The following is a 15,322-nucleotide window of genomic DNA, read 5'->3' as shown; positions in this document are numbered from 1 at the left end:
TTAATTATTCTCCTTTACTGTAATGTTAGCGTTCTTACCGTTACGAATAGATCCTCTAAAAATTAACTCATTGTCTTGAGTCTCTGTGTCTAACAAATCATAGTAATCATTATAAATTTCAACTTCGATCCGATGAGTTGCTATGAAGCCTGGTCTTTGGCCAGCAAATAAGACATTATTGGCATCATCAGGGGATACCGCTTGATCAGTTAAATACACTTTCCCCCTGTTTGATATAATAACTCCCGATTCCATAATTGCCTTTGCCCCAGCTTCATCGGTGTAATGGTATAGTATTTTTGAGCTACTCATTAAAATATATGCCGAGTTGTCTATTATAGGTTGTTGAATGACAGTAGCATTAAGTTTCTCTTGACCCTTTTGCTGAAAAATAATCATTTCCCGTTCATCAGCTATCCATTGTTTTGTTGATTCACTTGGGGGCAATAAAGTTTTAGGATCAATGTATGGATCATTATCTAAGATGTATGGATCGCTATGACTATAATAATATGCTGCTGGGTCTAGGGTACCTGCCGAACCTGATCCTAAACCAGCCATTCCAGCTGCCCCTGCCGCTCCGCTAAGCGCAGAACCTAGTGATGATGACATGCCGCAAACCCCGCAATGTCCAGTTGGATCAGTATGCGTCAACGGATTATTCATCACATACGTATAAAGATTCAAACTCAGTGGATTATCAATCTGCCCCTCATACGTATCTTCATTAATAAACCGCCCCATACTAGGGTCATACCATCTAGCCCTTAAATATTGCAATCCTGTCGTACTATCCGTCATCTCTCCGCTATAACGGAACGGCTGCGCTACTGTTTCTTGAGTCGTAATTGGATTACCCCACATGTCATAGGTATACGTGTTTAGCGTATTACCGCTGGCATCGGTTAGTCCCACAACATCGCCATGCCCATTAATTTGATAATACGCTTTATTACCATTAGCATCAACACGAGCAACAAGTCCATTACCACGAATGTAACGTGCTTTTAGAGATGCTGTACCATTCGCCGCTACTATACCCTCGGCAATCATATTAGCACCATCGTAATAATAGCGAGTGGTTTGTCCATTCTCTGTACGCTCGTACAGCAATCCATCTCCATTATACTTATACGCGACAACTTTGCCATCATCCATGGTTACTTTCGTCAGACGGTTACGATCATCGTACTCATAACTTACACCTGCTAGATTCGGCACTTGGTTGCTTTGCAACGTTTGACGATTACCTCGGTTATCATATATATACTGCTCATTAAATTGTGTTGATGTGTCAATCCGATTTAGTTTGTCATACGTAAACGAGTAAGGTGTACTATTTTCAGTTTTGCTGGTTTGATTGCTGTTATTGTCGTAACTATATGCGAATACGTTTAAATTAGTCCCACCGTTATTCTTTTGTACAAGGCTGGTCAAGTTCGCTCCATCGAAACCGTAGGTGCTTATAATCCCATTTTTCTGCGCACTAGTGTCGACAAGTCCATTTTTCTTATACGTATAGCTGGTTTCCCAATTGTTGAGCGTATCTCCTACACCCTTCAGACGATTTCGGTTATCGAAGTCGTAAGCCGTATTATAACCAAATGGATCTGTCATCGAAACTCGATTTCCTAACCCTTCACTGCCATAACCATAATTGATGGTTCGACCATCCGCATACGTCGTCGTATCCATTAGACCTGTTAATGGAAAATACTTGTATGACGTTTTTCCAGTTCCATCTTGCATCCACAATCGTCTACCCGCTGTATCATACTCATAGCTGATAGTTTCATTCGGTGAGATGCTATATTTCAGGAAATCACGAGTATTATATTGATATTCTAATGTTTGACCTTTACGATCCACTTGTTTGATTAGATTGCTGTTGTCATCATAATAATACTTGTCAATGAGTCCTGCAGAGTCAATTTTTCTAATCATACGTCCCATCTCATCATATTGCTTCTGTGCTTTATTGCCATCAGCGTATTTCACTTCGGTTATCTTGTTAGCAATACCATATGAATATAGAGTCGCATTCTTGTTGGCATCCTCTACAGAAGTCAGCCTACCGAGTAGATCATAGCCATACTTGGTTACATGTGTATCATCTGCATCTGTTGCTTCCAGTGCATGCCCCTCATTATCATAATTCTTCACACTCGAAAGCTGTGTCCAAGTTCCATTTTTCCAGCGGGCTACCTGTGTCGTTCTTCCCAAAATATCATACGTTTCGCGTAGTCGATTCTTCTCTCCATCTTCAGTGATTTTTGTACGATTAATATCATCGTATTCGATAGATTCCGAACCAGTAGGATGGATTACCTGCTTGACACGATTCCATGGATCATATTGATATTCCGTCACATTACTACGTTCATCTAGAGATTTCCACAAACGGCTGTAAGTATCGTATTGAAAGCTTTGTTTTCCTGTCCCTGCGCCAATAGTTTGGACGGATTCCTTCAATCCCAGAGGATTCCATTGTGTAATCTTCTTAATCCCTGTCTCGTCTTCTGTTGTAATTTTATTATTGGCATCATCATACGTTAGCGTCACCTTGCTGTTATCCATGAATGTTGCTTTTGTAACTCGGTCAAGAAGATCGTACTCATACCTGGTGTAATAACCTTTACCATCCGTGTATTTCGTTTGTTGGCCAGTGGTCGGATTGTACTCTAATTGTTGAATATTAGTTGTAATCTTTTGATCTACATCCGTTACCTGCATATCCTGCTTGGTCAGAAATGCACTACTATAAGGAGCGCTTGGTTCATAGGTTTTATTAATTGTTTTCGTGCTTTGATTATCTGTCGCCGTCATCTTCGTCTGGTTACCATATGAATCGTAATCATAACCAATTTTCAAAGCGAATGCTCCGTTAGGATCATCGTTATTTCTGACAGTCAGCCAGGTAACACTTCCCTGGGGATTCCTGTCGTAAAATATGTATTGACTTAAATTAGTATTTATTTTCTTCGTTACTTTGCTTAGGAAGGAACCAACCGTACTCAAATCCTTATATTCATAATCTGTTTTAGTACCGTAGGTATCTTTTTCCGTTAGTATTTGCCCGTGAGAATTGTAAGTCTTTTCCGCTACAACTGGCATTGAAATTTGGCCAGTTAATACATTGGTGGTGTCACTACTTATCTTTAGTGGGTATGGATTATTGTGATCCGTGTCATAGGTAAGTTCTGTCCTTTTTTTCATATTGTCTGCTGTTCCTGTTACATTTGTTTGGAAGAAAAGAAAATCTGTAGAACTTGGCCAGCAAGTTGACCATTGGATACCTGTTTCACAACCTGGGGTTCCATACACTTTTTTAAAGTTTACATATTTCTTTAAATATGTGTATCTTGTAGTTATTTTATCTGTCGTCACATCAGTTACCGAAGTCGCTGTTTTATTTCTAAACTCATCATCTGAGAAGCTACTTCCAATATCATAAACATAATTATAATTTATTAAATTGTAGACCTTTCCATCACCGATCTGTTCTTGTCTAGATTTCGCTCGAAATTCTTGTGTAGTAGCATATGCTCCTACATATCTTGTTACGGGTGAGCTTTCATAAGTAAATATAGATTGGGCACCAGAAGGATACTGAATAGATCGTAATAACGCGTGTTCTACACTGCCTGAGCTCCCGCCGCTTGAATTACCTGCAAAATTAAAATATGTTTTGTCATTGTCCGTTAAATAGTTATATTGCGTTATGTTCCCTTTAGGATTTTCAACTGACGTTAGAAGGTCCTTAGTTGTATTGTTCCAAGGCTTGTCTAAAAATGTACTCTCTCTTTTAGTTTTATTATAAATCACTTTCTTATCGCCTTGAGTTAAGATAACTTGATTATCGTAATACTTAATATTTATAGAGTTACCTATTGCATCCCTAATCTCACTTAACACTTGGCCATATAGCTGGTCATTTGTGTAAAAAAATTGAATTGTATTTCCATAGGTATCCTCAATCTCGATAAGCTTACCATTGCTCTCAAAATAATAGGAAAGACCATTAGTTTTATAGTGCAGCTCATGTTGTGCTGTTAGCTTATCCACAGTTACGGTTTTCTTAGGATAGCCATAGGAATAATCATCTACAAAATGAGTCTTTAGGGTCCCATCATCTTTATTAAAACCTTGAGTACTTCCATCTGGCAATCGAATATAATCTGGTTCTACATATGGAATATTCCAACTCCATCCCTGTCCTATTGGAAATCTTAGTTCTTCTTTTGTTTTCTGAGTGGCTGTGTTTCTAAAATATGCAATTGGACTAATTTGAAAATAAGTTTGGCGCGCGTTTGGGGTCGAGGAAATGCTAGTTACTGAACGAGTAAAGCTCCCATCGGACGCAGGTCCATCCCAATCTGTAAAATCAAATACTTGACCTGGGTGACTGTTTATCCAAGTGATAGCCTTTCCGCCATCAGAATATGTACTATAATTTCTACTATCCTCCGATGGCGTTTTAACACTGTCAGTTATGATATCCCCTCTTCTAGTTTGAGTATACCGATAACTATTAAATGTAACCTGATAACTTGCCGCCTGTACAGGTTCCGTATCCTGTTTATAGAAGTTTGAATTTTGGCTATTATAAATACGGGATAATGTAAACGAAAGCCCATTTCTTCCCGGTAATGTTAGATCACTTTCATTTACAGTTACAGCCCCCGTTAGCGTCGAAACTTCGGCTGAGCTCCCCAATGTGAAAGGAGCCTTATCTGCCTTTAGATTTACTGTTCCTACAGCTGTAGCATCAACTGCTGTCATAAATGATTCCGCCGCTGCTTTCACTTGAGGTACTGATGAAAATAAGTTCCTAGGTCTTATTACTTCTAGGATCTTACCCAAATCCCAATTGGAATGTTGTTTGAAGATCAGTGCTTGTTCAATATCATTAATTGAGTAACCTTTATTTAGCTGCTCATTGACTAATAATATTGGAATATTAAATTTTTGATTCAACTCATTGATTCTCTTTTCAATATATACAGAATCGTAGACAGATTGTGAAACTGAACCAGTTCCTGCATTATTATCTGTGTGAGGTGCATTTCCAGTAATGTTCAGCACCTCGCTAGCATTAACTAACCCATGACCAAAAAACTGAGGATCTCCAAGTGAAACAGCACTATTATCTAGAAACTGACGAATCTCCTTATTCGTGTATAAATAGTCTTTACTTTTAATTAGCGCAGCAACTCCAGCAACCTGAGGTACTGCAACAGAAGTACCGCTCATCGTGATGTAACTGCCATCCACTAATGATAATCCTTTAACACTTACACCTGGAGCCACCAACTCCACTTCAGCGCCTGTATTAGAAAACGATGCAAGCTGATTATTTTCATCTACAGCACCTACACCAATCACAGAACTGAATTTCGCTGGATAGGAGACTGTGTTTACTCCGTCATTTCCTGTAGCAGCGACCAAAAGAATGCCATTGCTATATGCGAGTTGAGTCGCTTCTTCTAAAGCTGCTGAATAATCACTACCCGTAAAGCTCATTACTACCATATCAACGTGATTGTCAATTGCCCAATCAATCCCTTGAATAACTTGGCTGTATGTGCCTTCCCCGCTTGAATCTAACACTTTTACATTGTACAAGCTAACATTTGGAGCAACGCCAACTAAACCTTGATTATCTTTTAATGCCGCTAGAATTCCTGCTACAAACGTACCGTGACCATTGGTATCGTCTAGTGAGGCATCATTGGGTACAAACGAAGCTCCTCCAGATACACGGAGTTCGGGAGAATGAGTGTTAATACCTGTGTCTAAGACAGCCACTTTTACGCCATCCCCATAAATGCCTTGGTCATGCACTTCTGGAACATGAATTTGATACACATTGCCGTTTACCGTATCGCCAGCCTTCTTAACGACACTGTCTTTTTCAATGTATGTTACGTTGGAGTCAAGTTTTAACTCATCTACTTCAGAAGCAGACAGGTCTGTCGTGACAAGCGAAGTGAGATGTTTATAGTTCTTCGATGTTTTTCCCTCCTCGTCGTTACTAAAGGATGGTACGCTACGTTTCGTTCTTTTGTTTTTCTTTAACGCTTGTTTGCCTTTTTCAGCATCTTTGAATTTGATAATGTAGGAGCCTGCGGTGGTATTGTTGCCGTTAGAGCTTGGCTTGGATGCATCTTGCGCCTCTGCGAATGTTGGCGAAATAAGAGAGAAGAGTATAGTGATGATGAGTAGAAATGATAAGATTCTTTTTTGCATGAGTTCCTCCTATAAATCTTGAATAAAACGGGATATACGTCCTGTGGATGTGGAAAGTCATACTGTCTGCAAAACAGTTTCCACTATGGCGTGCCTTTTGTAACTGTCTTTAGATTACCATTGTTATCGTATGAAAAAGATTTCACGACTTGTCCTGTTGATGTGATGCTGATTGAGGTCAATCTACCTCGAGAATCATAATTATATGTTAATTTTCCATTTAGCAATATACTTATCGAGTTGCTTGCCGCAGATATATTCCCTGCCGCATCCTTCGCTTTAATCGTGAAGCTGTATAAGGTATTTGCTGCAAGACCTTTCGCCGTATAAGTTGTTGTGCTACCGTTTACACTTCCGATTAATGCCGTACCATTGTATATGTCGTAACCGATTAGTTCAACGTTATCTGTCGAGGCAGTCCATCTGAGAGTGACAGTGCTACTCGTTATTCCACTTACCAAGACACTTGGAACTGTGGGAGCTTGTGTATCAATGATCACACTCACCTCATTGCTCGCCGCAGATTCATTACCGATATCATCCATCGCCCTTACCGTGAAACTATATGTAGTATTTGCTTGACCATTCACCGTGTAAGTTGTCGTACTTCCAGACACACTACCAATGTACGTCGATCTAATATAGATATTGTATCTAACTACACCTACATTATCTGTTGATGGCGTCCATGATAGTGTAATGGAGTTATTTTTTATTTCGCTAACTATAAGTTCACTTGGTGCAGTCGGTGGCTGATTATCTGCTAAACTAATTGAAAAATTCACATCAAAATTACGTAGTGAGGCATCATACATTACAATCGTGTATGTTGTGCCAGCTACCAGGGACATCACAAACTGGCTCTTCCCAGAACTACCAGAAATAGAATTAGCATCTTTGTAAATATCAGTCACAGGAGCTGCTATGTTCGTACTAGTAGTCATTTCCGTAAATGTATATTCTCTCGTAACAGATGGGGTAAAACTAAAAAAAGTGGTATTTCTAATATTTAGAACAGATCCAGTTGACAGACTCACTAAATTCGTCTCGATTTGAGATACTGTAAGCCTTGCATGTACTTTTCCACCAGTGAATTCAGCAACCCTAATATAATAGGTTTTACCAGCGATCATATTGAGAGTTGCAGAGGAGAACTTGCGAGAGTTATCATCGTCATTAAAAGCCAATTCATTAGTCTTTTTATCATCGCTGTATACATAAATGGCCGTATCATTAACACCACTCGAAGAAGAGCCTCCGTAGAAGTCCGTAGAAATCTTAAAAGTTCCATAGGTTGATGGTGTAAAACTATAAATGGTGTTGTCACTAGGGAGTTGATCAATATCCAGTGATGTATTTAAATTAATAGTTATTTGTGGCATTTCAACCCTAACGTCTGCTACTAAATTATCTCCACTAACTTTCAAGTAATATGTGCGACCTTGCTCAAGAACAATACGGATCTCCGAAAATACTGTTCCGTTTGCGTTATCATTTTGGGCAATCATATTTGTAGTAGCCGGATCACTGTAAAGTTGAAGCATGGTATCACATACCACACCATTGCCCGCAAAACGTCCTGTATAAAATTTATATTCACCTGTTTTAATAGCAGTAAAACTTAAAACAACAAAATCTTCATCAAATATCCCGACAGGTTTATTTAAAAATAATTCTCTGCTACTAATAAATTTCGGCTCTACTTTTAAAGGAAGTTGAGATTTAAACTCTTTAATGCTTTCTTGATATTTAGCATGTATGCTTTCAAAATGGTTTTTTTCTTGTAACTGATTTATTGAGTCACCATGGACCGATTCTGTAGAAATTCTTGTACTTGGTTGTCCGCTAAAAGACAAAGTATTATGCAGTCTTGCAATTTCGCTCGAAAAGTCGTGATAACGAGAATAAATCTGTTTTGCTAATTCAATCCTATTCGAATCAAGGGCTTGTTGTTTTAACTCTAAAAGCTCATAGTTATTTTGAAGAATCTCCTGAGGCACCACTACAAATGGGTCAGTATTAGGAAGACTTTCATTTGATTCAGGAGAGGGAGTCTTCTCAAGAGTTCCTAATGTTGGATTGCTTTCAGCAGTGGATATGTTGCACAAAGAAGTAACTATAGTTGTAAGAAAGAGGAAAATCGTAAGACATGCAATTATTTTTTTTATCACAAAGAAATACCTCCGTCTGCTTGTTAAATACCTAAAACTAATTAAATGAACTCTCAGTAAGTTTACGCTGTATCTTATTTTCCCTAATTACATGGCTCACGGTATTGATGAAGTATCCGTCCAAACAAAACTCAACGCCCCACAGAGTTCTCTCTACTTCGGGGTGTCAATATAGATTTCTCTCACCGTTTTACCCGAACTATGGTTGAACCCATTCTACACCAGAGAATGCACATGCTCATTATCAGTTCCTATTTCCAAAACCCCATCTCCTACTACTTCGATGTTTCCTAGCAAAGTTCCCACAAATCTTAGTTACTTACGTAGCAAACTGATGGAAATTAGACGTTTCGTGATAATAAATACTTAAATATAATTACCAGTCCCCGACGCTGGTAATCCCCTAACTAAGTAATTTTGTAGTTCTCATGCTATGGCTAATCAACAACAAGGCTCCTTTCGGAAGTAATTAAGTACTTTTCCAATTTTATACTATTGTTATTTCAGTTTCCATGTAGCATTTTGTCGAATTATGTAAATAAGAGTGAAGATTTTGTATTTTTTGCAAACAAAAACCAGCTAATGTTTGTCAAGCATCTCTATCTTGGTACTTAAAATAATTTTTGTTATAATGTTTTTTGAAATGACAAATAAACCTCCATTGGCGTGGAAGTTTATGGAATTTATTGGTTACATGCGATAGGGCTCGCCTCGGGTCAGGATGGCATAGACGTGATGGAGAAGCTTGTTGGCGCAAGCGATCACGGCCACCTTGTAGGGCTTGCCCTCTTTCTTTTTCTTATCATAGTAGGCCTTAATTCGTTCATTTTGCCCTTTGCGCAAACCACATTGCACCGCTATATATAACGCTCGCCTTAAACGCTTGGAACCTCGTTTGGTGATTTTGCTGCTTGAAGCAGTGAACTTGCCTGAACTGAAAACACTAGGGTCGAGTCCTGCATAAGCTACAAGCTGTTTGGCATGTCCAAATTGATTAGCATCTCCGATTTCAGCAACCAACGCGGCAGCTAATTTATCACCAACACCAGGGATTGTTTTAAGAAGCGCCACTTCGGGGATCACGACGACCGTTTCCTCAATCTGCTGCTCCATGTGCCCCAGTTGCTCTTGGAATGCAATCAGCAAGCTCAGCATGCTTTGTAAAGCTATTGTTTGTGCAGGGCTCTGTCCTTTGATTGGAGCAATGCTTTGGAGTTGTGCCAGCTTCCCCTTGATCCAAGTTTGACTATGTGACCTTTGTACGGTTTCCCGAATTGTTTCCTCTGTGATCGTCACACCGCTTAAATATTGATGTAAAACGCGCAACGCTGTTGAGGAATACAAATCATAAAAGACAGCTTCGTATGAAGGAAACACTTGGTCAAGCAACGCCCTCATATTTAGCTTGGCTTGTACATACATCGCTGTTATGAACTCATGCTGTCTTGTGAGGTGCTGGAGCTCTAATAGCTGCTCGTCCCCTTTACGATGAGGCTTAACATCGCCACGGTAGTACATCTCTGCTAAATGCCATGCATCTGCAGCATCTGTTTTTACTTTTCGTAGTTGAGAGCCTTTTGCACGTTTGGATTGTAGAGGATTAATGACCATGTGGCAAAAACCACTTCGTTCCATGTAAACCACCAGCCCTCGATGATAGTGCCCTGTTGCTTCTAAAACAACTACCGGTTCTTTTCCCGTTTTCTGGCGCAGTTCTCCAAGCCATTCACCAAATTCTTCAAAACCATCCTCCGTGTGCAAGATAGTTTTCGATTTCCCCACCGCTACGTTTCGCGAAGTAAATGCTTGAGCAACACTCATTCCTTTCGACACATCCAACCCTACAACTGGTTCCATTTCACCATTCCTTTACAAGTTACACCGGCATTCCCACGATAGCTCCAACGCCATAGCTTCGCTTGTGATACGAGATCTAGGTCTCTACCAGCTCAAACATGGTTATTGAGTGGCAGTGAGAGAACAGTTTTTGTTCCGGGGTTTTCTCCCAAAAAAGCCCTCGTTCTCCCGGCTACCGCCATCTTATACCGAACCTAAAAAAAGGCCAACCAGATTTTTCTGGCTGACCTAATAATACGAAATAGCCCTCTCATAATTTCTAAGGGCTTAACACTTGCCGATTATTTTACTCTTCAAAATATATCCTTACCACGCACTCCACATGTGTGGAGACGGTGAAAGGGATATAATGGTTTTTGATGAAGTAAGCAGTTGGCAAAGACGAATTCCTTCGTCAAAAGTTTGTCAACGCTCTTTTAAATTGTTCATCAATTAAATTTTGGCTTGTAGAACCAACCATCCTTTTCGTTTCTTTCCCATTTTTATCAAAAAAAACAAGGGTAGGGAACCCCGGTGATCCGTATTTTTTATATAAACTACTGTCCTCATCCAGTAGTATGGGATAACCAATATTATATCTTCGGACATATTGATCCACTTTAACACGATCATCTCGATTGATCAGATTAATACCATATAAATTAATTTCATTCTTATACTTTTCATAAATAGATACAATTTTAGGAGCATCTTCATTACAGTACGGACACCATGAAGTGAAGAAAAGAATAGCTGTTGGCTTATCTCTAAAAACAATGCGCTCTTCGTTTCCTCCCAGATCCCTCAGGGGTATAACTACATCCTTTGTATCTCTACTCTGAAAGTTATTATAAATGGTTACTGCAACGAGACCTAAAATCAAAATTAAAATCATACTTGCAGCTTTTTTTCGAAACATTATGTTTTACAGCTCCCTAAAAAGAATATATGTACCATTTTTTCGGTTTTGACGATTTTTCTGAAATCAAAGAATAAAACTTCTCTTTTATTGAACTATTGTTCTCCGTTAGCGTAAAAACTACGTTGTTATTTTTGACATTCTACTTTGCTGTTCTGTCACGATATATAATCAAAGTAATTGCATTTAATATGATGGTTACTATGAGAAGAACTGCTGCGACGGACGCCACAGCACCCGTAGTGTCCATAAGAGCATACCACTCCTCACTCTTTACCAGATGATAGCTATAGAAAATCTGGAAACATAGCGAAATTGCACAAGCACTGATGCTCATAATCGAAAGAGTGACCCAATGCCTATGGTCATGTTTTCCATATCGCATGAGATTAACAACAGGAAGTATCCAAGCGATTAGTCCAAGTACGAGGCTACCAAGATTAAGCAAACCATTCATATCTAATCCCCTTTGTATTTTCCATTTTTTCATTATTCTTCCACTATCCTGCCCGTTAGCTAAATGAAATCCATGTTTTATTGAATGTTACTTTTGAAATAGTCGTAATGAAGTCCATTCTTGTCATGTTCTGGTTCATTTGGTTCGTACCAATCTTTATTCTCTTTATCCGCTTCAAGCCTAGAACAAGTGCCAAAAGTGCAACCACAAGTACCTTTATCTAGCCAAAAAAAGCAATATCTCTCTGGACATTTCAACATACCCTGTTCCTTTCAATGATATTGCTCATTTAATTACATCCAACAATATCGTCAAAGCGACTTGATAATCCAATGTATTCATTGCTCCAGCCACTACTTATGGATATCTCTTGTAATGAACCTGTTGGGGCAAAAAGAAGTTCTAATTCAGTAACGACTGATTTATCATTTTCATTTAGTCTTTCAATGTATGTATCACATGCTGATAGTACTTCTTCTACTGATCTATAATTTGACCAAGTAATATCAGTATTTGGGGAATCTATCAGTTTCCTTACTTCCCATAATAGGTCAACCAGAAGAGTATAACATGCCAAGTTATTCTGCTCCTTTCCTAGTTCCATATTCATTTAAAGTCCGCCTGTCACATAATAAATTCCATATTTATCTAGCCACTGTGTCATCATATCCATAATAGAACGTCATTTCCCAAAGGCAATGGGCGATAAAGCTCTCATTTGACATAGCATCTAATGACTCCTTGTCAATGTAGTAGCCTAGCCATTCATTAAATTTGCTTGATGCTATAGAGTAGCCAGTCCATTCGTCGTCTTTACCACTAACGTCAAAAAAGAGTGAATCATCATCTTCATCAAACTCATTTATACATATCGATTCACCATCAATATCTTCTTGGAACACATTGATATAAATGTACATGTTAGTTTTGTTATCTGCAGGTATAGTCAATTTCAGTTTTTCATATAGCATACTAAACTTTTCAAGCCTGTCCTTTTTATTTGGATATTGGATAATAAACTTTTGCCATACCTTTGAAAAATCTGAAGTGGCAATTAATTCTGAAAATGTCTGCATACTTCCTCCAACCAATAAAATTTCTCTTTTATTTGATATTCAATGTTGTATACAATTCATCAAGCATAGTTGTATATTCTTCAAGCGTCCCTTCTGAATACTCCCCATTGTACTCTCCTACATTGATTATCAATTTACTTTGGAGGGACTCACCAACCCATACTACGCCATCAAATGGGTCTTTCCAATCGGGATTAAGAGAAAGTGCTTTACCTGTAAATGTAAAATTAAGTTGATTGCCTTCTAACTTTCCAACAAAAGGGTGGGAAGTTGAAGATATATTGGGTACATAAGTAATAAACGGCGTTGCCACGGTAACGATTTCCGTAAGAGAGAACATTCCATCTAACTTCCCATTTTCATTAATCGTCAATGTAATATACATGACTTTATCTGCCAAGTACCTTAGATACAACTTTTCAACTGTCATCTTTTTCCTCCAGACTGTCGATAAAATCGTGCTTTCATGTACTTCCTTGCTCTTTCCTAGCTTCCTCAATCACGCTCGTTATGAATGGATGCTTAGCATTTGTATACGAAGTTCTATCATTACGATATTTTTTTGCTAAGTCCATCTTCAATTGATTATATTGTCTAAGCACATCAGGGTGAGTTCTCAAATAGTCCCTAAACAAAATATTATTGTTCCATTCATCACTTCCACATCTATATACATGCAAATGATGCGTCCCAGCTCTCCATTGACCTTTTCTAAAGAATCTTCTGTTAGGAAAATCTTTATGAAAAACATATTCATACCCTATTTTCACTAGGGGTTCAATAAATTCATCAACCTCATTCAATTCATTAACTCCAACCATAAAGTCTATGATGGGTTTAGCACCTAATCCTTGAACAGACGTACTCCCAATATGTTCAATAGCAATTGCTTTATTACCTAATAACTCCTTTATTTTTCCTTCTTCCTGCTCATATTCTAAAGCCCAATCTTTATTGTATTCTTCAATGACTACTGATTTGTCCATACGCCCTCCTAGAACTTACCCAATAAAATCATTCTTTCAAAGCCAATAATCACGACTGCCCTCATCTTAGTATATAATTCAAGCTTTAAATTTTCCATTAAATTCCTACAAAAAAATGTTTACAAAACAACTTGCCATCCCTTCCCATCAGAGTTAACATACACACACTTGAACAATGGGAAGGGGATATCACTATGGAAGAATGGCCTGAATGGGTTTTAAAGGGATCACACGAGAGGTTTGATGATTTATCGCTCACTGTGGAACAACAGGAACATATTGCCCCATTAATCCAGAAATCATCGAAATTGCTGAAGGATTTGAAAAATCAAGTGGATGGTACTGCTCACGGTATTCTGTTGGAGTGGGAAGATGCCGTTCAGTATCTGCATTCGGCTGAAAAGGAATGGTTTTATCTGAAAGGGGTTAAGGATGGCATGGGGATGATCAGGGAAATGAACCTTTATCTGAAAAATAACCATTTGGAGTTCTGACGACTAACAGCATGGAATCGACCCATGCCATCTGTCAAATCATTTCAATTCTACATACAAGGTTGGAGTTTACCCCTCGAACTCTTCGATCTCCAACCTACTCTTCAAGGTAAATAAATAACGTGTTGGTGAGAGAATGATTATCTTCTCTATCAGCGCGTTAAATAGTTCATCGTCAAATTGTTCAAGTAAATCCTGTCGTGCATTCATTACCTGTATAATTTCGTTTACTCGTTGTGTGACTTGGGATTTGTTGTCGTTATCCCTTTCAATTATGACTTTCTTTTGCCGGAGTTGATCCAGTTCCTTAGATATTCTGGCATTCTCCTCTGCGTATACGGACTCCTCGATTTGATCACGTAATTTTAGGTTAACTAATCCCTTGAGGTCTGTTTACAATTGTTCCATTTGCTCGTCAATCTTCAACAATGGCTCGAGCGTATTGATTCTCTTTTTCGAATAGTACGGCTATTCCTAGACTTCTCATTTCCCTCACATATTTCAACAAGTCTAACGTATTCCTTGAAAATCTCGATATCGATTTGACCAGTATCAAGTCGATCTTGCCCTCACGCGCATCCTGTATCATCCGATTAAAATCAGAACGATGCTTGGTTCCAGTACCGAAGATTCCCTCGTCCGCGTAGATATCTACATAATCTCAATCTGGATTACTTATGATGAATCGCGTGTAATGGCGTAGCTGGTTCTCGTAACTCTCTTTTTGCTGCAAGTGCTCTGTGCTCACCCGACAGTAGGCAGCGACTCGTTTCTTATGAATTTGCTGAGTACCATCTAATATTTCAAGCGTCCTTACAGGTACAACTACTACCTTCTTCAATATTTAAAATTAAGAAAGTCTTCTTTTTTCGATAACCAAAAGTACGATGTAGATTACTAAGACACCAGCAAAAAGGTACTCATAATACAATTTAAATGTATCTAAGTCAAAATTATAATGTTTTGAGAGTAGAGTACCCGATGTATAACCCATAAATAATAGAGTAAACGCATAGTTCAGAGGTCTGTATACTATTTGTTTCCATCGTTCATCTTTTCCTTCTCTAACCGATAAAATAAGATTCAAAAACATACCAAACAATATGATTACACTGAGCAAAATATCCATCCGAG

The 15,322-nt window shown here is 38.5% G+C and carries 11 protein-coding genes; 1 reads left to right on the top strand and 10 read right to left on the bottom strand.

Annotation, left to right across the window (positions count from 1 at the left end; all coding sequences use genetic code 11):
* The 8 genes from BC351_RS38590 to BC351_RS38550 all read right to left on the bottom strand — a co-directional run bounded on the left by BC351_RS38590 (position 1) and on the right by BC351_RS38550 (position 13,694).
* Positions 1-6,249, bottom strand: coding sequence for a S8 family serine peptidase (locus BC351_RS38590; RefSeq protein ID WP_079420985.1), 6,249 nt, complete (start codon positions 6,247-6,249; stop codon positions 1-3).
* Between the two features lie 83 nt (positions 6,250-6,332).
* Positions 6,333-8,420 carry a fibronectin type III domain-containing protein gene (locus BC351_RS38585; RefSeq protein ID WP_079420984.1) on the bottom strand — a complete coding sequence of 696 codons (2,088 nt, stop codon included), beginning with the start codon at positions 8,418-8,420 and terminating at the stop codon, positions 6,333-6,335.
* Between the two features lie 690 nt (positions 8,421-9,110).
* Positions 9,111-10,277: an IS110 family RNA-guided transposase gene (locus BC351_RS38580; RefSeq protein WP_079420983.1), complete on the bottom strand. Its 1,167-nt coding sequence runs from the start codon at positions 10,275-10,277 to the stop codon at positions 9,111-9,113.
* 394 nt (positions 10,278-10,671) lie between these two features.
* Positions 10,672-11,175 carry a TlpA family protein disulfide reductase gene (locus tag BC351_RS38575; RefSeq protein ID WP_079420982.1) on the bottom strand — a complete coding sequence of 168 codons (504 nt, stop codon included), beginning with the start codon at positions 11,173-11,175 and terminating at the stop codon, positions 10,672-10,674.
* A gap of 746 nt (positions 11,176-11,921) precedes the next feature.
* On the bottom strand, positions 11,922-12,242 hold the full coding sequence (locus tag BC351_RS38565) for a hypothetical protein (protein WP_079420981.1): 321 nt from the start codon (positions 12,240-12,242) through the stop codon (positions 11,922-11,924).
* Between the two features lie 34 nt (positions 12,243-12,276).
* On the bottom strand, positions 12,277-12,708 hold the full coding sequence (locus BC351_RS38560) for a DUF6557 family protein (RefSeq protein ID WP_079420980.1): 432 nt from the start codon (positions 12,706-12,708) through the stop codon (positions 12,277-12,279).
* A gap of 28 nt (positions 12,709-12,736) precedes the next feature.
* Entirely contained in the window at positions 12,737-13,138 is a 402-nt protein-coding gene (locus BC351_RS38555; protein ID WP_079420979.1) for a hypothetical protein, read from the bottom strand.
* A 34-nt stretch (positions 13,139-13,172) separates the two neighbouring features.
* Positions 13,173-13,694 (bottom strand): GrpB family protein, encoded by a 522-nt coding sequence (locus tag BC351_RS38550; RefSeq protein WP_079420978.1) that lies wholly within the window; start codon positions 13,692-13,694, stop codon positions 13,173-13,175.
* Positions 13,695-13,888: 194 nt separating this feature from the next.
* Here BC351_RS38550 and BC351_RS38545 point away from each other — a divergent pair, with 194 nt between their 5' ends.
* Positions 13,889-14,188, top strand: a complete 300-nt coding sequence (locus BC351_RS38545; protein WP_079420977.1) for a hypothetical protein — start codon at positions 13,889-13,891, stop codon at positions 14,186-14,188.
* 415 nt (positions 14,189-14,603) lie between these two features.
* Here BC351_RS38545 and BC351_RS43715 read toward each other — a convergent pair whose 3' ends face one another.
* Positions 14,604-14,819 (bottom strand): recombinase family protein, encoded by a 216-nt coding sequence (locus tag BC351_RS43715; RefSeq protein ID WP_244209325.1) that lies wholly within the window; start codon positions 14,817-14,819, stop codon positions 14,604-14,606.
* A gap of 219 nt (positions 14,820-15,038) precedes the next feature.
* A complete protein-coding gene (locus BC351_RS38530; protein WP_079420976.1) occupies positions 15,039-15,317 on the bottom strand; it encodes a hypothetical protein in 279 nt (92 codons plus the stop codon).
* Positions 15,318-15,322: the final 5 nt, after the last annotated feature.

It is taken from the genome of Paenibacillus ferrarius (genome assembly GCF_002027705.1).
GTDB lineage: Bacteria > Bacillota > Bacilli > Paenibacillales > NBRC-103111 > Paenibacillus_E > Paenibacillus_E ferrarius.
This window is presented reverse-complemented; position numbering and strand designations above follow the sequence as displayed.